Annotated in this window: 26 protein-coding genes; 13 read left to right on the top strand and 13 right to left on the bottom strand. The window is 58.0% G+C overall.

The genetic code is table 11. The annotated features are described in order from the left end of the window. Window positions 1-257: 257 nt before the first annotated feature. Window positions 258-1,568, top strand: a complete 1,311-nt coding sequence (gene xylA / locus AC27VJ_RS13390; protein ID WP_488684459.1) for a xylose isomerase — start codon at window positions 258-260, stop codon at window positions 1,566-1,568. A gap of 140 nt (window positions 1,569-1,708) precedes the next feature. Here xylA and AC27VJ_RS13385 read toward each other — a convergent pair whose 3' ends face one another. Together AC27VJ_RS13385 and AC27VJ_RS13380 are read right to left on the bottom strand one after the other, a co-directional pair. Then, a complete protein-coding gene (locus tag AC27VJ_RS13385) occupies window positions 1,709-2,410 on the bottom strand; it encodes a tellurite resistance TerB family protein (protein WP_353577845.1) in 702 nt (233 codons plus the stop codon). Between the two features lie 98 nt (window positions 2,411-2,508). Continuing rightward, window positions 2,509-3,147, bottom strand: coding sequence for a 2-dehydro-3-deoxy-phosphogluconate aldolase (locus AC27VJ_RS13380; protein WP_488684458.1), 639 nt, complete (start codon window positions 3,145-3,147; stop codon window positions 2,509-2,511). Between the two features lie 150 nt (window positions 3,148-3,297). Between AC27VJ_RS13380 and AC27VJ_RS13375 the strand changes: the two genes are divergently transcribed. From AC27VJ_RS13375 to trhO, 3 genes are all read left to right on the top strand, one after another. Further along, window positions 3,298-3,786 (top strand): CYTH domain-containing protein, encoded by a 489-nt coding sequence (locus AC27VJ_RS13375; RefSeq protein WP_353577847.1) that lies wholly within the window; start codon window positions 3,298-3,300, stop codon window positions 3,784-3,786. Then, the gene (locus tag AC27VJ_RS13370; protein ID WP_488684457.1) at window positions 3,770-4,678 is read left to right on the top strand and encodes a CHAD domain-containing protein; all 909 of its coding nucleotides are present in this window, start codon (window positions 3,770-3,772) and stop codon (window positions 4,676-4,678) included. The genes AC27VJ_RS13375 and AC27VJ_RS13370 overlap by 17 nt, the downstream gene beginning before the upstream one ends. 101 nt (window positions 4,679-4,779) lie before the next feature. Then, complete coding sequence (trhO, locus tag AC27VJ_RS13365; RefSeq protein WP_488684456.1) at window positions 4,780-5,724, top strand: oxygen-dependent tRNA uridine(34) hydroxylase TrhO; 945 nt, start codon at window positions 4,780-4,782, stop codon at window positions 5,722-5,724. Between the two features lie 215 nt (window positions 5,725-5,939). Here the strand turns inward: trhO and AC27VJ_RS13360 are convergent, their stop codons facing one another. The 6 genes from AC27VJ_RS13360 to AC27VJ_RS13335 form a co-directional block, all read right to left on the bottom strand. After that, complete coding sequence (locus tag AC27VJ_RS13360; RefSeq protein ID WP_488684455.1) at window positions 5,940-8,129, bottom strand: putative bifunctional diguanylate cyclase/phosphodiesterase; 2,190 nt, start codon at window positions 8,127-8,129, stop codon at window positions 5,940-5,942. A gap of 207 nt (window positions 8,130-8,336) precedes the next feature. Further along, window positions 8,337-9,113 (bottom strand): MetQ/NlpA family ABC transporter substrate-binding protein, encoded by a 777-nt coding sequence (locus tag AC27VJ_RS13355; protein WP_488684454.1) that lies wholly within the window; start codon window positions 9,111-9,113, stop codon window positions 8,337-8,339. Between the two features lie 36 nt (window positions 9,114-9,149). Next, window positions 9,150-9,818 (bottom strand): methionine ABC transporter permease, encoded by a 669-nt coding sequence (locus AC27VJ_RS13350; RefSeq protein WP_488684453.1) that lies wholly within the window; start codon window positions 9,816-9,818, stop codon window positions 9,150-9,152. Next, entirely contained in the window at window positions 9,808-10,848 is a 1,041-nt protein-coding gene (locus AC27VJ_RS13345) for a methionine ABC transporter ATP-binding protein (RefSeq protein ID WP_488684684.1), read from the bottom strand. The genes AC27VJ_RS13350 and AC27VJ_RS13345 overlap by 11 nt, the downstream gene beginning before the upstream one ends. A 309-nt stretch (window positions 10,849-11,157) precedes the next feature. Further along, window positions 11,158-11,790 (bottom strand): NAD(P)H-dependent oxidoreductase, encoded by a 633-nt coding sequence (locus AC27VJ_RS13340; RefSeq protein WP_488684452.1) that lies wholly within the window; start codon window positions 11,788-11,790, stop codon window positions 11,158-11,160. A 528-nt stretch (window positions 11,791-12,318) separates the two neighbouring features. Next, window positions 12,319-13,278, bottom strand: a complete 960-nt coding sequence (locus AC27VJ_RS13335) for a hypothetical protein (protein ID WP_488684683.1) — start codon at window positions 13,276-13,278, stop codon at window positions 12,319-12,321. A gap of 344 nt (window positions 13,279-13,622) precedes the next feature. On the opposite strand from AC27VJ_RS13335, the gene AC27VJ_RS13330 reads away from it, so the two are divergent. From AC27VJ_RS13330 to AC27VJ_RS13310, 5 genes are all read left to right on the top strand, one after another. Next, complete coding sequence (locus AC27VJ_RS13330) at window positions 13,623-14,513, top strand: metal ABC transporter substrate-binding protein (RefSeq protein ID WP_488684451.1); 891 nt, start codon at window positions 13,623-13,625, stop codon at window positions 14,511-14,513. Further along, a complete protein-coding gene (locus tag AC27VJ_RS13325; protein ID WP_488684682.1) occupies window positions 14,513-15,400 on the top strand; it encodes a manganese/iron ABC transporter ATP-binding protein in 888 nt (295 codons plus the stop codon). The genes AC27VJ_RS13330 and AC27VJ_RS13325 overlap by 1 nt, the downstream gene beginning before the upstream one ends. After that, window positions 15,393-16,253, top strand: coding sequence for a metal ABC transporter permease (locus AC27VJ_RS13320; RefSeq protein ID WP_488684450.1), 861 nt, complete (start codon window positions 15,393-15,395; stop codon window positions 16,251-16,253). Before AC27VJ_RS13325 ends, AC27VJ_RS13320 begins: the two co-directional genes overlap by 8 nt. After that, the gene (locus AC27VJ_RS13315) at window positions 16,250-17,101 is read left to right on the top strand and encodes a metal ABC transporter permease (protein WP_488684449.1); all 852 of its coding nucleotides are present in this window, start codon (window positions 16,250-16,252) and stop codon (window positions 17,099-17,101) included. Before AC27VJ_RS13320 ends, AC27VJ_RS13315 begins: the two co-directional genes overlap by 4 nt. 128 nt (window positions 17,102-17,229) lie before the next feature. Beyond that, complete coding sequence (locus AC27VJ_RS13310) at window positions 17,230-17,403, top strand: DUF1328 domain-containing protein (RefSeq protein ID WP_045228307.1); 174 nt, start codon at window positions 17,230-17,232, stop codon at window positions 17,401-17,403. 177 nt (window positions 17,404-17,580) lie between these two features. Here the strand turns inward: AC27VJ_RS13310 and AC27VJ_RS13305 are convergent, their stop codons facing one another. After that, on the bottom strand, window positions 17,581-18,312 hold the full coding sequence (locus AC27VJ_RS13305) for an SDR family oxidoreductase (RefSeq protein WP_488684448.1): 732 nt from the start codon (window positions 18,310-18,312) through the stop codon (window positions 17,581-17,583). Between the two features lie 145 nt (window positions 18,313-18,457). On the opposite strand from AC27VJ_RS13305, the gene AC27VJ_RS13300 reads away from it, so the two are divergent. Continuing rightward, window positions 18,458-19,222 (top strand): IclR family transcriptional regulator, encoded by a 765-nt coding sequence (locus AC27VJ_RS13300; RefSeq protein ID WP_488684681.1) that lies wholly within the window; start codon window positions 18,458-18,460, stop codon window positions 19,220-19,222. A gap of 92 nt (window positions 19,223-19,314) precedes the next feature. Here AC27VJ_RS13300 and tal read toward each other — a convergent pair whose 3' ends face one another. Next, on the bottom strand, window positions 19,315-20,271 hold the full coding sequence (tal, locus tag AC27VJ_RS13295; protein WP_488684447.1) for a transaldolase: 957 nt from the start codon (window positions 20,269-20,271) through the stop codon (window positions 19,315-19,317). A gap of 200 nt (window positions 20,272-20,471) precedes the next feature. Here tal and AC27VJ_RS13290 point away from each other — a divergent pair, with 200 nt between their 5' ends. Then, window positions 20,472-21,461, top strand: coding sequence for a sugar-binding transcriptional regulator (locus tag AC27VJ_RS13290; RefSeq protein WP_488684446.1), 990 nt, complete (start codon window positions 20,472-20,474; stop codon window positions 21,459-21,461). A 412-nt stretch (window positions 21,462-21,873) separates the two neighbouring features. Here the strand turns inward: AC27VJ_RS13290 and AC27VJ_RS13285 are convergent, their stop codons facing one another. Both AC27VJ_RS13285 and AC27VJ_RS13280 read right to left on the bottom strand, forming a co-directional pair. Then, window positions 21,874-22,746, bottom strand: a complete 873-nt coding sequence (locus tag AC27VJ_RS13285) for a methylated-DNA--[protein]-cysteine S-methyltransferase (RefSeq protein WP_488684445.1) — start codon at window positions 22,744-22,746, stop codon at window positions 21,874-21,876. A 71-nt stretch (window positions 22,747-22,817) separates the two neighbouring features. Further along, complete coding sequence (locus AC27VJ_RS13280) at window positions 22,818-23,300, bottom strand: DUF2244 domain-containing protein (protein ID WP_488684444.1); 483 nt, start codon at window positions 23,298-23,300, stop codon at window positions 22,818-22,820. 36 nt (window positions 23,301-23,336) lie between these two features. On the opposite strand from AC27VJ_RS13280, the gene nth reads away from it, so the two are divergent. Further along, window positions 23,337-24,107 carry an endonuclease III gene (nth, locus tag AC27VJ_RS13275; protein ID WP_113089836.1) on the top strand — a complete coding sequence of 257 codons (771 nt, stop codon included), beginning with the start codon at window positions 23,337-23,339 and terminating at the stop codon, window positions 24,105-24,107. Here nth and AC27VJ_RS13270 read toward each other — a convergent pair. Beyond that, window positions 24,081-24,806: a sulfate transporter family protein gene (locus tag AC27VJ_RS13270; RefSeq protein ID WP_353577862.1), complete on the bottom strand. Its 726-nt coding sequence runs from the start codon at window positions 24,804-24,806 to the stop codon at window positions 24,081-24,083. The two genes, nth and AC27VJ_RS13270, sit on opposite strands and share 27 nt — an antisense overlap. 317 nt (window positions 24,807-25,123) lie before the next feature. Between AC27VJ_RS13270 and AC27VJ_RS13265 the strand changes: the two genes are divergently transcribed. Beyond that, on the top strand, window positions 25,124-25,945 hold the full coding sequence (locus tag AC27VJ_RS13265; RefSeq protein WP_353577863.1) for a MurR/RpiR family transcriptional regulator: 822 nt from the start codon (window positions 25,124-25,126) through the stop codon (window positions 25,943-25,945). Window positions 25,946-25,973: the final 28 nt, after the last annotated feature.

Genomic DNA, 25,973 nt, shown 5'->3' with positions numbered 1-25,973 from the left:
TGGGCCGGTGGGTGGGGCTTACCCCCCTCTGTCCTGCCGGACATCTCCCCCACAAGGAGGGAGATTGGCTAGACGCTTGCTCCTCGCTTTATCCGCAGCCGTTGAGATGGGCGGGAGGTCTCCACGAGTCGATCTCCCCACCTGTGGGGGAGATGCCCGGCAGGGCAGAGGGGGGGTAAGCCCCACCCGCCAACACAAGCGACTATACCCAGAAACGACTTCACCATTTTACCACTATGCAAACTAGGGAGAGAACCATGACCACAGGCTTTTTCGGCGACATCCAGAAAATCAAATATGAAGGCCCAGACAGCACCAATCCGCTGGCCTTCCGCCATTACAACCCCGATGAAATCGTCGGCGGCAAGCGGATGGAAGATCATCTGCGCTTTGCCGTGGCCTACTGGCACACCTTCACATGGCCGGGCGGCGACCCGTTCGGTGGTCAGACTTTCGAGCGTCCGTGGTTTGAAGACACCATGCAGGCGGCCAAGCTGAAGGCTGATGTCGCCTTCGAATTCTTCTCGCTGCTCGGTTCGCCGTTTTATTGCTTCCACGATGCGGACGTGCGCCCGGAAGGCAAGACCTTCGCCGAGAACACGAAGAACCTGAACGAGATCGTGGATTATTTCGGCCAGAAGCAGGCTGACACCGGCGTCAAGCTTCTCTGGGGCACCGCCAACCTGTTCTCCAACCGCCGCTTCATGTCCGGTGCCGCCACCAACCCGGACCCGGATGTCTTTGCTTACTCGGCAGCGACGGTGAAGACCTGCATGGATGCCACCAAGACGCTAGGCGGCGCGAACTATGTTCTGTGGGGCGGTCGTGAAGGCTACGAGACCCTGCTCAACACCGATGTGAAGCGTGAGCTGGATCAGCTTGGCCGCTTCCTCAATCTGGTGGTGGAATACAAGTACAAGATCGGTTTCGAAGGCACGATCCTGATCGAGCCGAAGCCGCAGGAGCCGACCAAGCACCAGTATGACTACGACGTCGCCACCGTCTACGCCTTCCTGCAAAAGCACGGACTGGACAAGGAAGTGAAGGTCAATATCGAACAGGGCCACGCCATTCTGGCCGGTCACTCCTTCGAGCATGAACTGGCCATGGCCAACGCCTTCGGCATTTTCGGCTCCATCGATATGAACCGCAACGATTACCAGTCCGGCTGGGATACCGACCAGTTCCCCAACAACGTGCCGGAAATGGCGCTGGCCTATTACCATGTGCTGGCAGGTGGCGGCTTCAAGAATGGCGGCACCAACTTCGATTCCAAGCTGCGCCGTCAGTCGCTCGATCCAGCCGACCTGCTGATCGGTCACATCGGTGGCATGGATTGCTGCGCCCGTGGCCTGAAGGCAGCCGCCAAGATGGTCGAGGACAAGGCCCTGTCGCAGCCACTGGCAGACCGTTACGCCAAGTGGGATTCGGCAGACGCCCAGAAGCTGCTGCGCGGCGAGCTGAAGCTGGATGAGATCGCGGCGATGGTCGAGCGCGACAACATCAACCCTGAGCCAAAGTCCGGTCGTCAGGAATATCTTGAGAACGTGGTCAACCGCTACGTCTAAAAACCGAAAGGGGAGAAACCTCCCCTTTTGAAACCTTTGCAAGCGATCAGGTGATGGGCTGTCGATAAGCGACGCGAGATCACCTGCTCGTCCTGCAACGGCTTTATGGGAAGAGGCAAAGCGCCCCTCCCCGCACAGCATCACACCTTGGCGGCAGACACTGTCGCTTCGATATGCTCCACCAGCGCATCCGGCAGGCCGAGACGACCAGCCAGCAGATCGAGATATCCACGCTCGGCGCGGCTGTCCGGTTCAATGGTCAGGCGCGAGGCGGTGTAGAGTTCCACCTTCTGCTCTTCCGTCTTGGCAGCGGCCACCAGTGCGTCGATATCCAGCGGATCGGCCAGTTCCTTTTCGATGAAGGCACCCGCTTCCTGATCCAGTTCGGACACCTGCACCTTTTCCATGATACGGGCGCGCTCGGCTTCATCGATATGGCCGTCTGCCTTGGCAGCGGCAATCATGGCCTGCACCAGCGTCAGCGCAAAATTGTTGGAAAGCGTTTCCGACTGCGGATGAAACGGCGAGTCCGTGGGCGGCGGCAGAAGTTCCTGCGTCGGCTGCGGCTGGGGTGCCGTCTGTGGCGTCTTGCCGGACTGGTAGTTCTTGTAGGCGAGATAGCCAAGACCTGCGATGGCGGCAATGCCGCCAACGGCTGCGGCATTACCTGCCAGCTTGCGTCCGGTCTTGGTGCCGAAAATGGCGGCGGCAATGGCGCCGGTCTTCATCGGATTGTTCTTCGCGATTTCGGTGGCCTGTCCGGCCCGGTCACGCACGCTTCCCGACAGGCCCGGCACCTGCGAACCCAAAAACTGGTCTAGAAGCTTTTTCGCGTCGAACATTCAAATCTCCTGTGTCAATCAATCGTGAAACAGGAGATAGGAAGTCCGGATGCGAATACAAATGGCCGCAACGTTCACGGCGTCGTGAACGCTCGCACTCAGCCGCGCAACGCTGCCGCTTCGGCAGCAAGCTTGGTAATGCCAGCCCAGTCACCGGCGGCAATCAATTCCTTCGGCGCAACCCAGGAACCGCCAACGCAAACGACGTTCGGCAGAGACAGATAATCCTTGGCGTTTTTCAGCGAAACACTGCCAGTTGGGCAGAACATGACATCGGCAATCGGCGACGACAGCGCCTTGAGGTAAGGCGCACCACCGGCCTGTTCGGCGGGGAAGAATTTCAGAACCTTGTAGCCCTTGTCGCGCAAATGCATGACTTCGCTGGCCGTTGCCGCGCCCGGCAGAAGCGGAACCTTGGAACCCTTGGCCGCTTCCAGCACGCTTTTGTTGATGCCGGGGCTGACGATGAAGGTGGAGCCAGCCTTGGCCGCCGCCTCGAAATCCTTGGCATTGAGAATGGTGCCAGCACCCACATGCGCGCCTTCGACTTCATCGGCAACAGCGCGGATGGCATCGAGCGCAACGGGCGTGCGCATGGTGATTTCGATGGCCTTCAGGCCACCTTCCACCAGCGCGCGGGCCAGCGGCACGGCAGAGGCGACATCCTCCACGATAAGGACAGGCACCACCGGCTGAAGTTTCAGGATGGAAAGCAGCTTTTCGGAATCCTGGGCCATGATGGTGTCTCCTCTATTGAATCGATTGAATTGCGCATTCAATTAGCGCGCAACGCCTGATCTGTCGAGGCAAAACGAAATATTTCAGTTTCATTACTTTTTCATGACAGTTGCATAGGCTACGGTGGCCGAAATCGGGCAGGTTGTTGAATGGCAAAAGAAATCGAACGCAAGTTTCTGGTGGCAGATGAGAGCTGGCGCGAGGAAATCGCATCGCGAACGCGGTTTCGCCAAGGCTATATCGTCTCGCTGGAAGACCGTTCCGTGCGCGTGCGCATCAAGGGGGACGATGCCGCGACCCTGACCATCAAGATCGGGGTCGGCGGTCTCGTGCGCGACGAATATGAATATGACATTCCCGTTTCCGATGCCGAAGAACTTTTGACCTCCGCCCCCGGCTTCATCATCGAAAAAATTCGCTACACCGTGGAGCATGAAGGCTTCGTGTGGGAAGTCGATGTGTTCGATGGTATCTATCGCGGTCTGACGGTTGCCGAGGTGGAACTGGCTGCCGAAACCGACCAGCCGGCTTTGCCGAAATGGCTGGGCCCGGAAGTCACCGGCGACCGTCGATATTCCAACCAATATCTCGCGACAGACGATCTCAGCACCGAGCTATGCCATGTCATTCAGGATTGACCCGAAAAAGCCCTTTAGCGATGAGTTGCAGCGGATCGGTAGCGAACTGATCGACGATGCCATGGCGGCTCTGTCGCAGCAGCCGGAAGGTCCGCACAAGGCCGTGCATGAGGCGCGCAAGAAGTTCAAGCGGCTGCGCGCCCTTTACCGCTTCGTGGAAAGCGAAGAACCGGCGTTTCGCAAGGCTGAAAACGAGCGCTTTCGCGATATTGCCCGCTCGCTGTCGCAGGCCCGCGAGGCCGCTGCTCTGGTGGAAAGCATCCATTACCTCCAGCACTTCAGCCGTTCGGACGCCGAAAGCCAGGCGCTCGCCTCTGCCCATGACGCTCTTGCAAACCGCCGCGATGCGATGACTGGTGACGATGGCGACCTGCCCGCCCGTATCCGGGACGCTTTGATGGAATGCGAAAAGGGCAAGCACGCCTTGAAGCATCTATCCTTGCCGACATCCACAAAAACGGCTGAAAAGCTGGTGAAGCAGACATGGCGCAAGCAGCGCAGGAAGGCACTCAAGGCGCTCAGCCAATGTCACGCACAGGCTCATGACGAGGATTTCCACGATCTGCGCAAAAGCGGACAGGTTTACTGGATCCATCTGGCGCTGATGCGGCGGCTCTGGCCATCGGCTCTGCGCGCCAAGAAGATTGATGCCAAACGGCTGGTCGATCTGCTGGGCCATGAACACGACCTCTCGGTTCTGGCCACCACCGCCGACCACGAGGCGGAGCGTTTCGCGGATGGCGACACGCTTGCCCCGTTGCGGGAAGCGATCATCCACCGCCAGCAGGCGGCGCGTCAGGAATGTCTCGATCTGGCCGACCATGTGTTTGCCGAATCCGCCAAGAGCGAAAGCAAAATCATCGGGCTTTTGTGGAAAGACGCTGCCAGCTAGGGCCTGTGGCGGTTTTGACAAAATTCAAAACTTCAAGGCAAGGTCTGCATCCAAGCGAAATAAGATTGCGTAAAGGCCCGTCTGGCTGTATTTCAGCCGCCATGACCGACACCTCTACCCTACCCCGCCCGGAAGCCACCGGAGAGTTCCTCGTGGCAGCGCTTTACCATTTCGCCCGCTTTCCGCGGTTCGAAAGCGTGCGCGAGCCGCTGTTCACGCTCTGCCAGCAAAATGGCGTGAAGGGCACGCTGCTTCTGGCGGCTGAAGGCATCAACGGCACCATTGCCGGAACCGATGCGGGCATTGCCAACGTGCTTGCCTATCTGCGCGCCCAGCCGGAATTTGCCGCACTGGAACACAAGGAAAGCCGCGCTTCCAAGATGCCCTTCGTGCGCATGAAGGTGAAGCTGAAGCAGGAAATCGTCACCATGGGCGTGCCGGATATCGATCCGAACCAGATCGTCGGCACCTATGTCGATCCGAAGGATTGGAACGCGCTGATTTCCGACCCGGACACCATTCTCATCGACACCCGCAACGATTACGAAACCGCCATCGGCGTCTTCAAGGGCGCGGTCGATCCGCAGACCAAGACGTTTCGCGAGTTTCCGGGCTGGGTGCAGAACAATCCCGGCCTGCATAACAAGCCGAAGATCGCCATGTATTGCACCGGCGGCATCCGCTGCGAAAAGGCTACGGCCTTCATGAAGGAGCAGGGCTTCGATGAGGTCTATCACCTCAAGGGCGGCATCCTGAAATATCTGGAAGAGGTGCCGGAAGAAGAAAGCCTGTGGGAAGGCGCCTGCTTCGTGTTTGATGAGCGTGTGTCGGTGGTTCATGGCCTGGCCGAAGGCGACCACAAACTCTGCCACGCCTGCCGCAACCCGATTACGCCGGAAGTTCGTCTGTCCCCCAAGTTCGAGGAAGGCGTCTCCTGCCCCAGCTGCTACGACGACCGCACCGAAGAAGACCGCCAGCGTTTCCGCAATCGCCAGAAGCAGATCGATCTGGCGAAGCAGCGCGGTGAGAAGCATATCGGTCGGTGAGCGCGCAGGGATTATCTCTCCCCCTGTGGGAGAGAAAGCGATTTCAACACCTTAGCCAAAGGCTAAGTGTTAGAAATCGCAAGTGAGGGGTTTCCCCTCGGCGCAAGCGGCAAACCCCTCACCTGAAAAATCTATGACTTAGCTTTCAGCTAAGATCATGATTTTTCTTCCTCTCCCACAGGGGGAGAGATAATCCAGCCGTGCCAACCCCCACCTCAAGAAACCTTCAACTGCCTTACCGGCGCATCCTGCTCTGCCAAAAGTCCGCACACCTGTTCCGCAGGCATCGGCTTGGCAAACAGGTAGCCCTGCAATTCGTCGCAGCCGCACAGTTGCAGAATGGCGGCTTGGTCTTCCGTTTCGATGCCCTCTGCCGTGACGGGGATGCCGAGCGAGCGGGCAAGAGCGACGGTGGCGGTCAGCATTTCCAGTGAGCGACCGCCCTCGTCCAGTGCGACGACCAGCGATTTGTCGATCTTCATGCGGTTGAAGCCGAAGCGGCGCAGATAGCCGATGCTGGCAAAGCCGGAGCCGAAATCGTCGAGTGCGATGCTGACGCCGATCTGCTTGAGTTTTTCGATGGCCGTGCCAGCCCGTTCCGGGTGGTGAATGAAATAGCCCTCGGTCATCTCCAACATCACCCGTGCAGGCGCGATGCCGTGTTCTTCGAGGATGGACAGGACTTGAGCGGCAAAGAGCGGATTTCTGAACTGCACCGGCGAGATGTTGACGGCGAGCTTGATGTCTGGCCATTCCGCTGCGGCGTGGCAGGCCTTGCGCAGAACCGAAAGGCCGAGCCGGTCGATCATGCCGCTGCTTTCCGCCGCCGCAATGAAGATATCCGGTGAGACCGGGCCATAACCGGCACGGTTCCAGCGGGCAAGCGCCTCCACCCCGGTGATACGGCGAGTGAGCGTATTGACCACCGGCTGGAAGACGACCGTGATCTCGTCGTTTTCGATGGCATATTTGAGATCGGCTTCGAGCTGGTTCTTCTCTTCGCGACGCGTGTCCATATAGGCTTCATAGGCCATGAACCGCCCGCGACCGCTCTCCTTGGCCTCATACATGGCCATATCGGCGCGGCGCAAAAGTTCCTCGCCGTCGATATCGCCACCCTTGGCCACGGCTGTACCGATGCTGCAACCAATCGAGGCGACGCGGTCGCCGATCATGAAGGGTTCGGAAAACAGGGTCAGCAAATCCTCGCACAGCTTGCGGCCTTCGATGCGGGCATTCGGACCTTGCAGCGCGATGGCGAATTCATCGCCGCCCAGACGCGCCAGCAGCCTGTCTGCGGCCAGCACCTGCAAAGCGGCGGCAACACCCTTGATCAGAAGGTCGCCCGCCCCGTGACCGAAGGAATCATTGACTTCCTTGAAGCCATCGAGATCGAGATAGATGAGTTTGACGTAGGAATTATCCTGCCGCGAATCCGCCAATAGGCGCTTCAATCCAAGGAACAGACCGGGCCGGTTGCGAAGCCCGCTCAGCCGGTCGCGCAGCAATTCGCGGCGGGCAGACGCCTCATCCCGTTTCAGCTTTTTAAGCGCGGTGCTGCCGATGGCCACAAGCGCCAGAAAAAACAGAAGCGTGATGGCATTTGCCCCAAGCACCAGCGGGCGCACTTCTTCAAGGCTGACATCACCCGGCATCTGCGAACGCCAGGTCAGATGGCCGAGAACCTCGCCCATCGGATCAATGATGCTGACGAAATAGGCCGGATGCGTATCGGGAGACTGGAGGGAAAGTCCGTTGACGACGTAAGTATGGGCCAGCATATCGATCTTCTCAGCCGTCAGATGACGGGCAAAGATCAGGTAGCGTCTCGCGTCTTCTGGAACACTTAGCAGGCCGGATTTCTGGCGAACCAGAGCGACGCCGACAGCGGCGATACCATCCCGCGTTTTGAGGAAACCGGATGCTTCCGGCGCCTGGCCTGATGGCGCCGAGCGGGCCTTGAGTATGAGGTTGGCGAGGCCATTGCCGAAATAGCTTGGAAGCGGCCAATCTTCGGCGGCACCGTTGCGATAGGCTAACAGGACACGGTCGTCGGCATCGATGAGAACAGCGGTGTCGAACAGATCGCTGTTGACGGTCATGTCGCCGTAATTGCCGACCAGCCAAGGCATGCCATCAGCGGCATAGGCATATTGGGCCGCATCGTCCCAGGCCGCATAATCGTTGAGCGTCGAATTGAGTTGGTTGAGAAATGTCGCCAGCGCGCCGGATGTCGTTTCCAAAGAGCGCTTTTCATCGAGCGCATTGGTGTTTTCAGCCACATTGCCAAGCGCGGACAGGATGAGAACCGTCACGATGACGACCACGGCCGCAAGCGCAAAGAGAACGCCGGCAACGACGGTGCTCTGACCGATCGACCGTCCCCTGGCAACTTTACGCGGCATCGCTGAACTGCATCTTTTTTCCCCTGAAGATGGCATATTCTGCGTGAAATCTTCAAAAGATATTAAGATACAGGGCCGGTTTTTCTCAATCGCGGCGAGCAGATGGCAAAAGCCGCGGGCTTTTCAATTACGGCTAACCAGACGTAAAAAAACCTCCCCCATTATCATGGGAGAGGCTTGAATGAACCGATCAATCGAAAGGTCAGATTACCAGGACGGAATGACCGTGCCGTTGTACTTCTCAAGGATGAAGGTCTTGATTTCCGGGCTGTGGTAGGATTCGACCAGCGTCTTCACCCAAGGCTTGTCCTTGTCCTGCGCACGCACAGCGATGACATTGGCGTAAGGGGACTTTTCGCTTTCGATGGCGATGGCGTCCTTCTTCGGGTTCAGGCCCGCAGCCGTTGCGTAATTGGTGTTGATGACCGAAGCGTCGGTATCGTCAAGCGAACGCGGCAGCTGGGCAGCGTCGAGTTCAACGATCTGGATGTTCTTCGGGTTTTCGGTGATGTCGGCAGGCGTGACCTTGAGGCCAACATCCGGGTTGACCTTGAGCACACCCTTGGAAGCCAGAACCAGCAGCGCGCGGCCACCATTGGTCGGGTCGTTCGGAATGCCAACGGTTGCGCCGTCCTTCAGCTCGTCAAGGCTCTTCACCTTCTTGGAATAAACGCCCATCGGGGTGGTGATGGTGGTACCGACGCTGACAAGATCGAACTTGCGGTCTGCGACCTGGTTGTCGAGGTAAGGCTGGTGCTGGAAGGAATTGGCCTGAAGCTCGCCATCGGCCAGCGCCTGGTTCGGCACGACGTAATCGGAGAATTCGAGGATTTCGAGGTCGAGACCCTTGGTGGCAGCAACCTTCTTGACCTGCTCCATGATCTGCGCATGTTCGGCAGGCGTGACGCCGATCTTGATGGTTTCAGCCAGTGCGCTGCCTGCAAACAGGGCTGCGAGCGAAGCCGCGATGATGAGTTTTTTCATGAGATGTCTCCTTTACCTAGACGAGTTTTTTAGTTTTTAGTTTTTGCGATTGCGCTTGTCGAAGCTGCGGGCAAGCGCGTCACCGGCGCTTTGCACGATCTGGACAAGCACGATGAGAACGACGACGACGACCAGCATCACGTCAGGCATGAAGCGTTGATAGCCATAGCGAATGCCGAGATCCCCGAGACCTCCGCCGCCGACAGCGCCGACCATGGCCGAATAGCCGATGAGGCTGACGAGCGTCAGCGTCAGGGCGAGCGTGATGCCGGGCTTGGCTTCCGCCAGCAGGACCTTGGTGACGATCTGAAGCGGGGTTGCACCCATGGCACGCGCCGCTTCGATCAGGCCCTTGTCGACCTCGCGAATGGCAGCTTCCACCAGACGGGCAACGAAGGGAACGGTCGCCACCGTCAGCGGCACGATGGCGGCAGAAGTACCGATGGAGGTGCCAGCGACGAGCCGCGTAAACGGGATGATGGCCACGACCAGAATGATGAAGGGTGTGGAGCGGGCGGCGTTGACGATAAGGCCGATGACACGGTTGACCATGGGCGCTTCGAACAGCTCGCCCTTGCCACTGGTGGCGAGGAAAATGCCGATAGGCAGGCCGAGAGCCGAACCGACGAGACCGGAAACGGCGACCATGTGGAGCGTCTGGATCAGACCCTTCCAGAGAACAGCAAAAAGCATATCAGGCGACATAACCGAGGACCTCCGTGGTCAGGCCGGTATCGGCATAGAAACGGTTGGCACGGGCCGTGACCTCTGGCGTTGCCGGATAGGACACCACCAGCGAGCCGAAAGGCTGGCCGGAGATTTCCTCGATGGTGCCGGCGAGGATGTTCACATCAGGACCGATTTCCGCGACCAGTCTTGCGGTGAGCGGCTGGAAAGCCGTATCGCCGAAGAAGACGAGACGCACCAGCACGCGGTCGCCGGGCGCTGCATCCGGCTTCAAACCGGCGGTGACCCAATGCGGAAGCTTCACACCGACGGCTGAGGACAGCAGGCTGCGGGTCGTTTCATGGCGCGGATTTGTGAAGATATCGAAGGTGCTACCCTGCTCGACAATCAGTCCCTTGTCGATGACCGCTACTTGGCTGGCGATGGTTTTCACCACTTCCATCTCATGGGTGATGAGAAGGACGGTCAGGCCGAGCTCGGCATTGATCTTTTTCAGCAGTTCCAGAATGGACTGCGTGGTCTCCGGGTCGAGTGCAGACGTGGCTTCGTCAGACAGCAGCAGCTTTGGCTCAGTTGCCAGCGCACGGGCGATGCCGACGCGCTGCTTCTGACCGCCGGAAAGCTCTGCAGGATAACGGTTGGCCTTGTCACCCAGCCCGACCAGATCGAGCAGCGGCCCAACCTTGCGGCTGATCTCAGCGCGCGATACGCCAGCGATCTCCAATGGCAGGGCAACATTGTCATAAGCCGTGCGCGAAGACAGAAGATTGAAGTGCTGGAAGATCATGCCGACGGAGCGGCGCAGGGTGCGAAGCCCGGCCTGATCCAGCGCGCCGACATCCACACCATCAACGACAACCTTACCGGCGCTTGGACGCTCCAGACCATTGACGAGGCGGATGAGGGTGGATTTTCCTGCGCCGGAGCGACCGATGATGCCAGAGATCGAGCCGCGTGGCACGACATAATCTACACCGGCAAGGGCGGTGAAGGAGGTCTGGCTTTTGGGGTCGCCAAAAGTCTTGGTCACAGCCTCGAACACGACCATCGGGTCGCTGCTCGCTTGACCGGCGGGCACGGAGTTGGCCGCTGAATTTTGACGTGTCATAAAATGCTCTTCGGACTGTGTCTGTTTGGTCGAAAACCCGGCGGCAAGGTTAGCCGCGTTTGCTCATGCAACCAACTGGCACATTCGACAACGGAAGACGTTCCGGAGCATTACGTTGAACTTTCCTTGGTGAAAGCCGGGATCGGCCTTTGTGTATCGCAAACATGCCTGTCTGCGATACTATTTTATAGGTATGATTTTTCAATTATCGGCGAGCGATGGAAAAATCGACCTCATTTTATCGCAAAATCACTCGACCGTGGTGACGAACTCGTTCAGCGGGCGGCGGACCTTCTTGAGGTTGACCAGCCAGTCGCCGTCTTCCTGACGATAACCCAAAGGCAGGATGGTGACAGAGCGAAGGCCCTTTTCACGCAGGCCGAGGATTTCATCGAGCTTGGCAGGGTCGAAACCTTCCATCGGCGTGGAGTCCACACCTTCGAAAGCAGCCTGCGCAACGGCCATTCCGAAGCCGATATAGGCCTGACGGGCGGCGTGTTCGAAATTGACCTGTGCGTCACGCTGCGGATAGGAAGATAGCAGCGACTGGCGATATTTTTCCCAGCCTTCGTTCTTGAAGCCGCGTTCGTCATTGGTCAGATCGAACATGTGGTTGATGCGGTCTGCGGTGTAGTTGTCCCAGGCGGCAAACACCAGAAGGTGCGAACCTTCCGTGACCTGCGCCTGATTCCAGGAAATTTCCTGAATCTTGGCGCGGGTTTCCGGGTTGGTGACGACGATGATTTCGAAGGGCTGAAGGCCGCTCGATGTCGGCGCCAGACGAGCCGCTTCAACGATGCGGTCTACCTTGTCCTGGGACACGGACTTGGACGGGTCCATTTTCTTGGTGGCATAACGCCAGTTCAATTTCTCGATCAGCATAGCAATCTCCTTGGGGGCAGACCCTAGGACATGGCACGCATGCGCCGCGCCGGGTCCAGCACAAAACCCAACACAGATAGGTCATGTTGCGGTGCACACAAGAAGGCACAGGGAAGTAACCACGCGAAATCCTCTCCGGCCCGCTTTTTTCGAAAAGCGAACCGGAGGGATGATGAATGCCCGGCAAATGCGTGTTGCATTGGCTGGTATGGGTAAGGTCTTGCATTTGCCGGACCTGATGTAATGGCACTTTCACGATATCTATCGGAACGCCCGGTCTCTTGCCTGGCCAGTGGCAAGAGGTGGGTTCGCGGAAACGGCCCTTTTGTTAAGTGACCGCTTGTCGATACCGGCCTTCAAACCGCAAGAGTGCCGCGCGTTGCACCCCTTTGCTTCTAAAGCACCCGCATTATGCGGCAGACCAAAAGCGTGTGGACGAAAAAATTTTAAAATTTTTTCATGCCGTTCAAAATAGGAGAAAAGGCAACCAAATCGAAAAGATGGAGGCGGTGCTGGTAGCCTCGATGATCAATGTTCGGGCTTGGCAGCCTCTGCCGGTTCGGTGACCGCCGGCGTATGGGCAGGCGGCGCATTGGCTGGTGCTTCGTGCACCGGCTCTGCCGCGACAGCCACAGTAGAACCCTTTCCGAAGATCAGCGACTTAATATAAGAGAAACTGAATATGCTACCGCTATCATGCTCAGGCGTTGAGGTAAGAAGCTGCGGATCATCGGCCGCGGAGTGGCCACCTTCTGCGGAAGGCTCGCCATTATGTCCGCCATCATGGGCAGCTTCCGGTGCCGGGCTGCCATGTTCGGCTTCTGCGGGTGCGGCTTCGCCGTGACCACCGCTGTCGCCATGGCCGCCGCTTTCTCCATGCCCACTGGATTTTTCGTGACCCTTTGCAGCAGAGCCATGCGCGTCAGCAGGGGCCTCGGCGGCTGGGTCGCTGCAATCTGTAAAGTCCTTGAGGTTGGCGGAGAGCTGTTCGGTGTCTTCAAGCGGCAGATCGATTCTCAAACCGTAAAAGAGGCCATCGCCATTGGGCACACCATCATAATAAAAGGCGGAATAGGTCTTGGCGTCGGCGTCTTCCGGCAGCTTCTTCACGTCGGGAATGAAAACGACCTGTGCGGCAATGGCACGACCGCGCATATCCGAGCGCATGGTGGGGCCGTGTTCATCGAGAACGGAGACCTGCACCAGATCGGGTTTTTGCTTGTCATAAACGGCTTTGGCCACGCGCAGCGCGGTTTTCACCCGCTCCGTGCCATCACCGCCATCAGTGCGGATGAATTTGCGAATCCAGACGGCGCCGTTTTTCTTGATGTTGACGGTCTGCACCATCTTGCATTCAAGGCCGTTTACGGATGCGTAGGTGGGGCCGAACAGGCGTTCTTTGCCCACGACAATAGCGGCAACGCCGGATGCTCCCCCGAGAAGGAGGATTCCGCTACCAATCAATACGAACTTGCGAGAAAACCGTATTCTCTTGAACACTGCTTTCAAGTCAAACGTCCCGACATCCATTACCCCGTTCAATGCCCGTCATCTGCAGATCGCCAAAGCAGCAGAACTGCGAAATGACTTAGCGCGGGGCAGGCAAAGCTGCGTCCGTGCAGAGATCAATTCTGACGTGTTCTCGTTGAAGAAGATTTAACTCGCGCTAAAATCCACATGCTCAACTGAACCATTTTTGGACTCCGCGAAAAAATCGCTTGGGCATGGTGGAACGATCTTTGTTGCAAATGATTTGCAATAGCGTTGACAAAAAACAAATCTCGACCCAAATTGATATTGCGAATTAATCGCATTAGGAGTTTTATAGTCTTATGAAATCACTGGCGCTTCGTTCCATCCTCTGTGTTGCAACGCTTTTCCTGCCTTTCGCGGCAGCGGCTGCTGAGAAGCCAAAGGTCGTCACCACCTTCACCATCATCGCGGATATGGCACGCAACGTGGCGGGTGACGCGGCAGAGGTGGACAGCATCACCAAGCCCGGTGCGGAAATTCACAATTACCAGCCCACCCCGCGTGACATTCTGAAAGCCCGCAATGCTAATCTGGTCTTGTGGAATGGCCTCAATCTTGAATTGTGGTTCCAGAAATTTCTGGCCAACCTTGCTGACGTGCCGAATGTGACAGTGAGCGAAGGCGTGCAGCCGATGTCGATCAGCGGCGGGGCGTATCAGGGCAAGCCCAACCCGCATGCCTGGATGTCTCCAGACAACGCCCTCATCTACGTCGAAAACATCCGCAAAGCTTTGGCGCAGATCGACCCCGCCCATGCCGATCTCTATGCGGCAAATGCCAAGGCCTATTCCGACAAGATCAAACAGGAAATACAGCCGATGCGCGATGCCATCGCTGCCCTGCCGGAGAGCAAGCGCTGGCTGGTGACGAGCGAAGGCGCTTTCTCATACCTCGCCCGTGATTTCGGGTTGAAGGAACTCTTCCTCTGGCCGGTCAATGCCGATAGCCAGGGCACCCCGCAGCAGGTGCGCGGCGTGATCGATGCGATGCGCGAGCACAATATTCAGGTCATTTTTAGCGAAAGCACTGTTTCTCCTGACCCGGCCAAGCAGGTGGCCAAGGAAACGGGCGCTGCCTATGGCGGCATTCTTTATGTGGATTCACTCAGCGAAGCGGATGGTCCCGTGCCGACCTATCTCGACCTCCTGCGCGTGACCACGGAAACAATCGTGAAAGGTCTGTCCAAATGATGATGGGAAAGCGAAAGGGCACGGAAACCGGACTAACCGTTGATGATGTGACCGTGACCTATCGCAATGGCCACACGGCGCTGCGCAGCGCCAGTTTTTCCATTCCGCGCGGCACGATTACGGCGCTTGTCGGCGTCAATGGTGCGGGTAAATCCACCATCTTCAAGGCCATCATGGGCTTCGTACCGTTGGCGGCGGGCGCCGTCTCGATCTTCGATCAACCCGCCCGCGATGCGTTGAAAAAGAATCTCGTCGCCTATGTGCCGCAGGCCGAAGAGGTGGACTGGAGCTTCCCGGTTCTGGTGGAAGACGTGGTGATGATGGGCCGCTATGGCCACATGAATTTCCTGCGCATTCCGACCAAACGCGACCACCAGATGGTGGATGAAGCCTTGGCCCGCGTCAACATGGTGGACTACCGCAAGCGCCAGATCGGCGAACTTTCCGGCGGTCAGAAAAAGCGGGTGTTTCTGGCCCGGGCGTTGGCGCAGGAAGGTCAGGTCATTCTGCTGGACGAGCCGTTTACCGGCGTCGATGTGAACACCGAAGAGCAGATTGTCGCGCTGTTGAAAGCGCTGCGCGACGAAGGCCGCATCATGCTGGTTTCCACCCATAATCTCGGCAGCGTGCCGGAGTTTTGCGACCGTGCCGTTTTCGTCAAGGGAACGGTGATTGCGTCGGGCAAAACCGAAGATACCTTTACCGAAGAGAACCTGCAAAAAGCCTTTGGCGGCAGCCTGCGTCACTTCATTCTGGGTGGAACCGACCTGCATGACGATGCCGACCCGCGCCATCTGAAGGTCATCACCGATGACGAGCGTCCTTTCGTGATCTACAGCAAGGACGGCACGGCCACAGCGACCCCGAAAGCGAAGAGCCATGATTGAGACTCTTCTCGAACCTTTCACCTATTCCTATATGCTGAACGCCATCTGGGTCAGTGCACTGGTGGGTGGCGTCTGCGGCTTTCTCTCCTCCTATCTGATGCTGAAGGGCTGGTCGCTGATTGGCGATGCGCTCTCCCACGCCATCGTGCCGGGTGTGGCGGGTGCCTATATGCTGGGCCTGCCCTTTTCGCTCGGCGCCTTCATCTCCGGCGGGCTGGCGGCGGGCTCGATGCTGTTTCTGAACCAGAAGACCCGGCTGAAGGAAGACGCGATCATCGGCCTGATCTTCACCTCCTTTTTCGGTCTTGGCCTGTTCATGGTGTCGCTGTCGCCGACCTCCATCAACATCCAGACCATTGTGCTTGGCAATATTCTGGCGATCACGACCGAAGATACGATCCAGCTGGCGCTGATCGGCGGCATCAGTCTGCTGGTGCTGGCGGTGAAGTGGCGGGATTTCATGGTGGTGTTTTTCGATGAAAACCATGCCCGCACCGTGGGCCTGAATCCCGATCTGCTGAAAATCATCTTCTTCACCCTGCTCGCCGCCTCCACCGTTGCCGCCTTGCAGACGGTTGGCGCGTTTCTGGTGGTTGCCATGGTGGTAACGCCGGGTGCCACGGCCTATCTTCTGACAGATCGGTTCGAACGGCTGATCGGCATGAGTTTCGGCATTGGCGCTGGCACCAGTTTCGTCGGCGCTTACCTCAGCTACTTCCTGGATGGCGCGACCGGCGGCATTATCGTGGTGTTGCAGACGCTGATCTTCCTGACCGCCTTCGTTTTTGCGCCCAAGCATGGCTATCTCGCCTCCCGCGCCAAGGCCAAGGCTGCATTGGAAACCACGCAATGAGCGAAAACCTGCAACTGGCCATCCTGCCGTTCCAACTGCCTTTCATGCAATATGCCTTCGTCATCACGCTGATGATCGCGGTGCCGATGGCGATGCTCTCCTGCATTCTGGTGCTGAAGGGCTGGTCGCTGATGGGGGATGCCGTCTCTCACGCCGTGCTGCCGGGCGTTGTCATCGCCTATATCGTCGGCATTCCCTTTTCCATCGGCGCTTTCATTGCGGGCATGATCTGCGCGCTCGGCACCGGCTTCCTCAAGGAAAACAGCCGCATCAAGGAAGACACGGTTCTCGGCATCGTCTTTTCCGGCATGTTCGGGCTGGGGCTGGTTCTCTATGTGAAGGTGCAGAGTGATGTACATCTGGACCATATTCTGTTCGGCGACATGCTGGGCGTTGCTGTCAGTGATATCATCGAGACAGGACTGATTGCGCTGGCGGCGACGCTGTTTCTGGTGCTGCTGCGCAAGGACCTTCTTGTCCATGCCTTCGATGCGCAACACGCCAAGGCCATCGGCCTGCCGGTACGCCTGCTGCATTATGGCTTGCTGGCGGTGCTATCGCTGACGGTGGTGGGCGCCTTGCAGGCCATCGGCATCATTTTATCCGTCGCCATGCTGGTGGCACCGGGTGCCATCGCCTTTCTGCTGACGCGCCGCTTTTCTAGCATGATGATCGCCGCCATTGCGGTTTCTGTGACGTCGTCCATCATCGGCATCTGGGCCAGTTTCCTGATCGACAGCGCGCCCGCGCCGACCATCGTTCTCATCATGAGCGGCTTCTTCATTCTGGCCTTTGTCCGCAACACGGTGAAGGCGCGTGCCGCCAACCGGGTGGAAAAGGCCGCGTAAAAGCCAATTGTCCGCAATTGAAAAGATTATTTCAGAATCTGCGGAACTACATGCGCTGGTTTAGCGTCATATATGCAGGTTGAAGCGTGGGCGCTCGACCGCATCAATTGACGCAAAGAGGTACGGCCATGTTGAAGTGGGCTCTTATATTCTTCGTTATCTCACTGATTGCCGGTGTTTTCGGCTTTACGGGAATCTCGGCGGCAACAGCGGGCATCGCCCGTATTCTGTTCTTTATCGCCGTGGTCGTATTCCTGATCTTCCTGGTGCTTGCACTGATGGCTGGTCAGGCGATCCTCTGATAGGACTGATAGAATTGGAAAACGGCGGGTCGAAAGGCCCGCCGTTTTTTGTTGTGCTATACCAAAGACTTCCGTCATGCTCGGGCCTGTCCCGAGCATCTGCCGATGTTGCAATTTCTTCGACGTGATTAGATTCTCGGGACGAGCCCGAGGATGACGAAGGAGGGCGTGGTGAACTTAAGCCGTCCATCCCCCATCGATCACATGAATCTGCCCGGTCGTGAAACCCGCCTCATCGGACGCAAGGTACGTCACCAGCGCTGCAATCTCCTCTGGGATCGCAATGCGGCCCATGGGTTGGCGGGCGATGAAGTCGGCCAGCGCATGCTCGTAATTGCCGGTGGCACGCAGGCGGTCGTGCAGGGAGGGGCTGTCGACCGTGCCGGGGCAGATGGCGTTGCAGCGAATGCCCTTGGTCACGAAATCCGAGGCTACTGATTTTGTCAGGCCGATGACGGCGGCTTTCGAGGCGGTGTAGGCGAAGCGGTTGGGCACGCCTTTCACGCTTGACGCGACCGAGGACATGTTGACGATGGCGCCCTTGCCGTGTTCCAGCATGGCGGGGAGGAAGGCGCGGCAGGTGCGGTACATGGCCTTGGCGTTGAGATCGAAGGAGAAATCCCAGTCCTTCTCTTCGCAGTCCAGAATGGTGCCAGCATGGACGAAGCCTGCGCAATTGAACAGCACATCGGCGCGGCCGATATCTGCCGCCAAGGCTTTTACCGCATCGCCGTCCAGCACGTTCAACACGCGGGTTTCTGCATTGCTCAGCGTGGCGAGGGCCGCCTCGTTGATGTCGGTTGCGATGACGCGTGCGCCGAGGCCGATGAAGCGCTCCGCCGTTGCACGGCCAATGCCCTGCCCCGCGGCAGTAATGACGACTGTCTGGCCGCTGAAATCCTGCGCCATATCTAAGCTCCTCCCGGCGTGAAACGCGCCATAAAATCGAATATGGATCGACAATTCATATGTAAACAGTGTATTTATATCACGTCAAGTGAACTTGAACGGGATGGCAGACCACCTGCCCGCCCGCTACCGACGCAGAGGCCGGATGCTCGAAGACGACAGTGAGAAATACCGCGCGCCCGCGCTCGACAAGGGTCTCGACATTCTCGAGCTTCTGGCCAGCACCGATGGCGGCCTGACGCAGGTGGAAATCGCCAAGGCCATCGGCAAAAGCCCGAACGAATTCTACCGCATGCTGGACCGGCTTGTGCGGCGCGGTTACGTGCAGCGGCAGGATGGCGACCGGTTTTTCCTGACGCTGAAACTCTTCGGCCTTGCGCATTTTCATGCACCATTGCGAAGGCTGGTGTCCTTCGCCGCCCCCGTCATGCGGGACTTTTCCAACAAAGCGCGGCAGGCCTGCCATCTGGCTGTCTATGATCGCGGCGTGGTGGCCGTGATTGCCCAACAGGATTCGTCCACTTACTGGGCTCTTTCGATCCGTGTCGGGGCGCAGATGAGCCTGTTCAACACCGGCTCCGGCCATGTGCTGCTGGCGTTCCAGACCGAGGCGCAACGGGAGATCATGATTGCCGAGCAGCTTCGTGGCGACGAGACATCTCTACCGGAGGGGTTGCTGAAGCGTCTGGAGCAGATCAGGGCCAATGGCTTCGAAAGCATGAACAGTTTGCAGACCGCTGGCATCAGAAACATTTCTGCGCCGGTTCTGACGCTGGATGGCACTGCGCTGGCGGCCATCACCTGCCCCTACATCACGCCGCTCAACAGCGATGCGCCGAGCGCTGAGGACTGCGTCGAACTCATTAGTGAGGCTGCGCGACAAATCTCCGAAATTGCCGCCGGGCAATAAAAAACGCGATCGGCAGGGGACCGATCGCGTTTTCTTGACTGGAGGTATTATAATTTAATAACGAGCAACTATCGCGAAGGTTCCAGAATTCTTTAAGCGGCCAGTTGCTTGCGAATGATGCCTCGCAGGGATTCCAGATCCTTGGCGAACTGGCGAATACCTTCCGACAGCTTTTCCGTTGCCATGGCATCTTCATTAAGGTGCCAGCGGAAGGCCTTCTCATCAAGAGACTGCAAAGGCTCGGCCTTGGCATCGTCGGCAGAGAGCTTGCGCTCCAGCGTACCGGTGTCCTTGTCCAGCTCTTCCAGCAGCGCCGGGCTGATGGTCAGGCGGTCGCAACCGGCCAATGCTTCAATCTCGCCGACATTGCGGAAAGACGCTCCCATGACGACGGTAGAGATGCCGTTGGCCTTGTAGTAATTGTAAATCTTGCGAACGGAAACCACGCCCGGATCGGTTTCCGCTATGTAGTCTTCGCCCGTGGACTTCTTGTACCAGTCCAGAATACGACCTACGAAAGGCGAGATGAGGAAGGCTTTGGCTTCCGCACACGCAATGGCCTGAGCCTGCGAGAACAGCAGTGTCAGATTGCAATCGATGCCTTCGCCCTGCAGCACTTCGGCAGCCTTGATGCCTTCCCAGGTGGAGGCGAGCTTGATGAGGATGCGATCACGCTCGATGCCGCGTTCCTTATAGGCCGCGATGATCTGATGCGCCTTGGCAATGGATGCCTTGGTATCGAAGGAGAGGTCGGCATCGACTTCGGTCGAGACGCGGCCAGGAACGAGTTCTACGAGCTTTGCGCCGACAGAAATAGCCAGACGGTCCGCAATCGCGCCAACCACGGCATCGGAGTCACCACCCTGCTTTTTACCCCAGGAAATGGCTTCCTTGACCGTATCGGCAAACATCGGCGTGCCAAGCGCCTTCAAGATGATCGATGGATTGGTGGTGCAATCCACCGGCTTCAGGCGTGCGACCGCCTCGATGTCGCCGGTATCGGCAACAACCGTTGTGATTTTGCGGAGTTGGTCAAGTTTGGACGTCATGCCGTTTGATCCTCGTGATCTCTTGAAAACTGCTTCAGCCGGGTTCCGTTCCACACGCGGGCGCGACAATGAAACCGGATGTTTTCGATGGTGGGAGTATCGCGCGGCGCAAAGCGCAAAGTCAAGACATTTGCGCAATGCAATTGACATAAGTTTCACAGCGGCCATACTCGCCCTTCAGTGAAATTATGGCGAAAACAGTGGCAAAACTGCGAAGAGACACTCACACGGCCTATTCGGAAGCGGCATCCCTGCGGCTGCGGGCGGCGTGGCTGTACTACAATCAGGGGATGACGCAGAAGGATGTGGCGGAAAAACTCGGCATCAGCCGCTCCACCGTCATCCGGCTTTTGGACGAGGCGATGAAGCGCTCCGAGGTGCAGATCTGGATCAATGAGGGCATCGAAGACCTCGTTGAACTGGCGATCAAGCTGGAGGGTGCCTACGGGCTGGATGAGGCGATCATCATCCCCTCCGCATCATCGAAGGCAGAGGACATCGCCAAGGCCGTGGGTCTGGCGCTCGGACAGTTTCTGTCAGAGGCCGTGCCGGACAATGCCACCATCGGCGTCGGCTGGGGCCGCACCATGACGGCCTCGCTTTCCAGCTTCCGCCCGCCGCGCCGGGAAAACTGCAAAGTCGTCTCGCTTCTGGGCGGCATCGTCGCCGTGCACCAGACCAACCCGCTGGATTACACATGGCGGCTGGCGAGCGCGCTGGGAGCAGAATGCTATATGTTCCTTGCGCCGCTGCTGGTGGATTCCGAAGAGACCCGCCGCGCGCTGATCGAGAAATGCGGGCTGAACACGCTGTTCGAACTCGCCGAAAATCTCGACCTCGCCATTGTCAGCTGCGGCGATATCGGACCGCATTCCACCTCGCTGTCGGAAGGCTTCATTTCCAAACAGACCCATGACGAGCTGGTGGCGGCAGGCTGCGTCTGCGACACCATGTTCAACTTCATCGACGCCGATGGACGCTCCGTCGACCACCCCATCAACCAGCGCGCCATGGCGATTGGCTTGGACACGCTGAAAAAAGCCAAGCACATCGTGCTGGCCTCCGGCGGCGCCCACCGCGCTACGGCCATCCGTGCTACGATCAAACGCATTGGGTGCAATACGCTGATTACGGATGAGGCAGCGGCGCGGGCGTTGTTGGAGATGGGGGAAGCTGAAGGCAGCCACTGAACGAGCGGGCGATGCTAACTGGACGCTTAATTGGGATGAGGCACTTCCCAACCTCCGTCACCCCGCACTCGATGCGGGGTCTAGCAGCACCGCGTCTGCGGTGAGAAAGAGTCTTTTTCGATCAAGGGCTTGATCGAGCTGGATCCCGCATCAAGTGCGGGATGACGGTAAAGAATGTCTACGCCTTATCATATCGCGCCAGTACCCTCGTGATCTCCTCTTCGCTGACGAAATCACCTCTGTTGCATCCTCGATTCCGGCTTTTACGCCGGCAATCCATTGCTCCTGCCAAGCAATAGACCGACTATCACTGCGTCGTCTTGAATTCTGAGGCAGATCAATCTTGCTTTTCATTCGTTCGTTTCACCGCGTTACATTTAATGTGGCATCACGTTGCGGCTCGGTCTTGAAATCAAACCTTCCCCGTCTCCCACCCCAGCATCGCCCGTTTGCGGGTCAGCCCCCAGTGATATCCCGTGAGCGCGCCGCTTTTGCCCACTGCACGGTGGCAAGGCACCACGAAGGAGATGGGGTTGGCGCCGATGGCGGCGCCGACAGCGCGCGATGCCGTGGGCTGGCCGATGTCTTTGGCGACGTGGGAATAGGTGACGGCTTTGCCGAGCGGGATTTTCAATAGGCTCTGCCAGACTCGGACCTGAAAATCGGTGCCGAGCAGGACGACGCGCAGGGGCTGTTCGCTTTTCCATTTGTCCGCATCGAAAATGCGAGATGCATAGGGTGCGGTGGCGGCGCTGTCCTCCGAGTAATCGGCATTGGGCCAGCGTCGCGCCATGTCTTCGAAACAGGCTTTTTCTTCGCCCGGATCGGCAAAGGCACAACCGGCAAGGCCGCGATCGGTGATCATGATCAGAGCCAGACCGAAGGGCGATGGGTGGAAGCCGTAGCGGATGGAGAGGCCGGATCCCTTGGCCTTCCACTCGCCTGGCGACATGGCTTCATGGGTGACGAAAAGATCGTGAAGACGACCTGGGCCGGACATGCCGACTTCGATGGAAGCTTCTAGAAGCGGCAGGCTCTCATCGCGCAGCAGGCGCTTGGCGTGATCGAGCGTGACGGCCTGAAGGAAGGCCTTGGGCGAGAGACCGGCCCAGCGGGTGAAGGTCTTTTGCAACTGCGTGGGCGATTGCGAAAGCTTGGCGGCAATGGTTTCAAGTGACGGCTGATCGCGGTATTCCACCGTCAGGATTTCGATGACCCGTCGCACGGTCTCGTAGTCCGAGCCGATGGGGGTGATGTCTTCCTTCAGCATGATATTGGCGTTCATGGCGTATCTCCTTGAAGACGCAAGAAACCACGCCGCGTCGTCCATCTCCACCCGTTTCTTGCCTGTTGCTGCTAGATTCTTTGCCGCACCGTCGCGAGCGCCCCGCGAAAGGCCTTGGCGAAGCTTTCCCGATCATCCGGGTTGAGGAAGGAGCCGATATCCGTCGTGCGCCCCTCGCCTGAGACATACATGGAGAGAATGCCGATTTCCTCGTGCCGATTGACCCGGAAGCGTGCCCAGAACGGGTTGAAGCGATGCTCTACCATACGGCCAGCCGGCGAAAATTTGCGGATGGAGAGGTTGGTACGCGACACCGTGACTTCTTCGCGCGCCTTCGCGGCCCGGTAGTTCACCCGGAAGGCGATATAGAGCAGGAGGAAATCGAGCCCCAGAAACAGGCCGATGGGCCATGCGCCACTGACCATGAAAAAGACGCCGTAGAGAAGGCAGACGGCACCCGTAAGCGCTAGGAGAACACGAAATCCCTTGCGTCCGAGGGAGCGATGGGGAACAAGTTCCGCTGCAAAAACCGGCTGCTCGTTAACGCTGTCCACCTTGCTGTCCTCAATAGCGCGAAACACAGTTTGACCATGACAATCATCAAGAAACGATCCAGCGCCCAAACGTTGAAAAAGTCAAATCCGACAGCGCGTCGCAAGCCGATACGCGTCAAGACGCTCTACTCGCAGGACGAGTTGAAGGAAATCTTCCGCCGCTTCTCCATTCAGCGGCCAGAGCCCAAGGGCGAGCTGGAACATTCCAACCCGTTTACGCTGGTGGTTGCCGTGGCACTTTCAGCGCAGGCGACCGATGTTGGCGTCAACCGGGCAACGCGCGGCCTGTTTGCGGTGGCCGATACGCCGCAGAAGATGCTGGATTTGGGCGAGGAGCAGCTGATCGGCTACATCAAGACCATCGGCCTTTACCGCAACAAGGCAAAAAACGTCATTGCGCTATCGCAGATGCTGATCGACGATTTCGGTGGCGAGGTGCCGCGCACGCGCGAAGAGCTGATCAAGCTGCCGGGCGTGGGGCGCAAGACCGCCAATGTGGTGATGTCCATGGCCTTCGGTATTCCGACGCTGGCGGTCGATACACATGTGTTTCGCATTGCCAACCGGCTCTGTCTGGCACCGGGGAAAACCCCGGATGAGGTGGAAGAGCGGCTGGTGAAGATCATTCCCGACGAATATCTGTTCCACGCGCATCACTGGCTGATCCTGCACGGGCGATACTGCTGCAAGGCGCGCAAGCCGGAATGCGAGCGCTGCGTGATTGCCGATATCTGCAAATCCCCGGAAAAGACCTGGGATATTCCCGCCCCGCTGGTGGAACTACCGGCCCAGCTGGTGGGTGAATGACGGATCGCGACGGCTGATGGATTTGTGCAGATGCACCATCAGCGATGCGGCAAAGAGCGGCGTCAGCAGGTTGAGGAAGGGGATGGCGAGGAAAGCCGCAATCACCAGACCGGCCATGAAAACCTTCGTGCCATGCTTTGCGCGAAACGCCCGCGCTTCCGCCACAGGCCGGAACCGCATGGCGGCAAACTCAAAGAATTCCCGACCCAGCAAATAGCCGTTGACCAGAAAAAACGCGATGAGGTTGACGCCGGGTACGAGCAATAACAGCAGCGCAATGACGTTGCCGACGATGATGACGCCAAAGAATTTCAGCGATGACGGGATGGCTTCCGTCAGCGGCATGGCGGTGCCCCGAGGGTCGTTGGGGTAGTCCTTTTTTTCAACGACCTCGGCGACATCGTCCAGAAACAGACCAGCGATGATGGCCGTGACCGGTGAGATCAACAAGGCGAGCGCCAGCGCCAGCCCGATGCCTGCGAGGATGGCAAAAACGAAGCTCATCCAACCCGCCCATTCCGGCATGCCGGGAACAAGCGAATCAAGCCAGGGCAATGCCAGCCAGATAAAAACGCTGCGAATGGCAAACCAGAGCCCAATCAGCACCAAAATCGTCAGCCCAAGAGACTTCCAGAACACCGAGCGTGTTTCGGGCGCAAAAAGATTGCTGAAAGCATGCCGCGCAGCGTCAAAAATCATTGAGTCGCCTCCATTTAGGCCAATTTAGCGTGGATCGAGAAAGCATCCGTCAGAGCTGGCAAATAGGGCGTTCTGCGACCCGTAACAAGAAATGACCCGTGTTAAATACAAGAAAAAAACACAACCGGCTATTTTGTGCTTGAAGAAAAGCAACCACTAAACTATAAAAACAAACAGGCAAAAAGTCGTATATTTTCGTCGTCGTGGGGATCAACGAAATGTCACTTGGCCTTTTGTACAACCTAGTCGTCACGAATGGCAGCGAGAAACCTCGCTCGAGTACCATCGTCCGCTAAAGACAAAAATAAGAGGCGTCGTTGGAAAAATTGCTGATTGATCTCACCCGCTCGCTCAAGACCGGCACACCGTCGGAACGGCGAATCGCGAAATATCTGATCGAACATCTGGCAGAATTGCCGTTTGAGACTGCAGCCACACTGGCCGAGAAACTGAGCCTTAGCCCGATGACGGTAGGCCGCTTTCTGCGCTCGCTCGGTTATCGGCAGCTGAGCGACATTCGCGAACATCTGCGCGACGAAGCACAGGTGCCGGAAGCGGCTCCCGCCGCAGCGCCGGAAGCCCCGCAGACCCCCTTGTCTTCGCTGATGTTGCAGCAAATCCAGGCGGTTCAGGCGGTCTATGATCTGGCCGGTCAATCCGTCTGGAAGACCGCGCTGGGCAACATTGCCGAAAGCAAGGAAGTCTTCGTCGCATCCTCGGCAGAAGGTTTCGGCATCTGCCGTTACTTCTACACAAAGCTTCTGGAATGTCGCGAACGCGTGCATTACCTGCAACGCGACGGCTCCAGCTATATCGCGCTGATGGATGAGCCGGTGGAAGGCACATTGCTCATTCTGATGGATTGCGGTGGCAATCTTGCCGCTTTGCAGCGTCTGGCAAAAATGGCGATGAAGGCCGGTTACAAGACCGTTCTTATCACCACCCGCTTTTACGAGTGGGGTCCTGATAGCGCTGACATTTGTCTGACGATTCCGCTTGGCCAGAATGGTGGGCACAGCATGTTGCAGCTGGTGGCGATCACCGAATTCATGCTGCATTCGCTTTCCCAAAAGGGCGAAAACAGCCGCCGGGACCGTTACCGCCGCATTGGCGACATGCAGCGCGCGCTGAACGCTTGATGGCTGGACGGGGTCACTGACCCCACAT

It is taken from the genome of Agrobacterium sp. 20P9.1.2, assembly GCF_057799395.1.
The sequence above is the reverse complement of the archived record's forward strand: the minus strand, read 5'-3'. Positions and strand labels throughout refer to the sequence as shown.

Excerpts from the sequence above, each read along its gene's own strand:
- AC27VJ_RS13350 (WP_488684453.1), bottom strand. The coding sequence starts at position 9,818 with ATGTCGCCTGATATGCTTTTTGCTGTTCTCTGGAAGGGTCTGATCCAG.
- AC27VJ_RS13380 (WP_488684458.1), bottom strand. The coding sequence starts at position 3,147 with ATGGCCCAGGATTCCGAAAAGCTGCTTTCCATCCTGAAACTTCAGCCG.
- AC27VJ_RS13300 (WP_488684681.1), top strand. The coding sequence starts at position 18,458 with ATGCTCGAAGACGACAGTGAGAAATACCGCGCGCCCGCGCTCGACAAG.
- AC27VJ_RS13320 (WP_488684450.1), top strand. The coding sequence starts at position 15,393 with ATGATTGAGACTCTTCTCGAACCTTTCACCTATTCCTATATGCTGAAC.
- AC27VJ_RS13385 (WP_353577845.1), bottom strand. The coding sequence starts at position 2,410 with ATGTTCGACGCGAAAAAGCTTCTAGACCAGTTTTTGGGTTCGCAGGTG.
- AC27VJ_RS13270 (WP_353577862.1), bottom strand. The coding sequence starts at position 24,806 with ATGATTTTTGACGCTGCGCGGCATGCTTTCAGCAATCTTTTTGCGCCC.
- AC27VJ_RS13315 (WP_488684449.1), top strand. The coding sequence starts at position 16,250 with ATGAGCGAAAACCTGCAACTGGCCATCCTGCCGTTCCAACTGCCTTTC.
- AC27VJ_RS13325 (WP_488684682.1), top strand. The coding sequence starts at position 14,513 with ATGATGGGAAAGCGAAAGGGCACGGAAACCGGACTAACCGTTGATGAT.
- AC27VJ_RS13355 (WP_488684454.1), bottom strand. The coding sequence starts at position 9,113 with ATGAAAAAACTCATCATCGCGGCTTCGCTCGCAGCCCTGTTTGCAGGC.
- trhO (WP_488684456.1), top strand. The coding sequence starts at position 4,780 with ATGACCGACACCTCTACCCTACCCCGCCCGGAAGCCACCGGAGAGTTC.
- AC27VJ_RS13370 (WP_488684457.1), top strand. The coding sequence starts at position 3,770 with ATGTCATTCAGGATTGACCCGAAAAAGCCCTTTAGCGATGAGTTGCAG.
- AC27VJ_RS13340 (WP_488684452.1), bottom strand. The coding sequence starts at position 11,790 with ATGCTGATCGAGAAATTGAACTGGCGTTATGCCACCAAGAAAATGGAC.
- xylA (WP_488684459.1), top strand. The coding sequence starts at position 258 with ATGACCACAGGCTTTTTCGGCGACATCCAGAAAATCAAATATGAAGGC.
- AC27VJ_RS13285 (WP_488684445.1), bottom strand. The coding sequence starts at position 22,746 with ATGAACGCCAATATCATGCTGAAGGAAGACATCACCCCCATCGGCTCG.
- AC27VJ_RS13360 (WP_488684455.1), bottom strand. The coding sequence starts at position 8,129 with ATGCCGCGTAAAGTTGCCAGGGGACGGTCGATCGGTCAGAGCACCGTC.
- AC27VJ_RS13305 (WP_488684448.1), bottom strand. The coding sequence starts at position 18,312 with ATGGCGCAGGATTTCAGCGGCCAGACAGTCGTCATTACTGCCGCGGGG.
- AC27VJ_RS13375 (WP_353577847.1), top strand. The coding sequence starts at position 3,298 with ATGGCAAAAGAAATCGAACGCAAGTTTCTGGTGGCAGATGAGAGCTGG.
- AC27VJ_RS13345 (WP_488684684.1), bottom strand. The coding sequence starts at position 10,848 with ATGGTCGTGTTCGAGGCTGTGACCAAGACTTTTGGCGACCCCAAAAGC.
- AC27VJ_RS13330 (WP_488684451.1), top strand. The coding sequence starts at position 13,623 with ATGAAATCACTGGCGCTTCGTTCCATCCTCTGTGTTGCAACGCTTTTC.
- AC27VJ_RS13310 (WP_045228307.1), top strand. The coding sequence starts at position 17,230 with ATGTTGAAGTGGGCTCTTATATTCTTCGTTATCTCACTGATTGCCGGT.
- nth (WP_113089836.1), top strand. The coding sequence starts at position 23,337 with ATGACAATCATCAAGAAACGATCCAGCGCCCAAACGTTGAAAAAGTCA.
- tal (WP_488684447.1), bottom strand. The coding sequence starts at position 20,271 with ATGACGTCCAAACTTGACCAACTCCGCAAAATCACAACGGTTGTTGCC.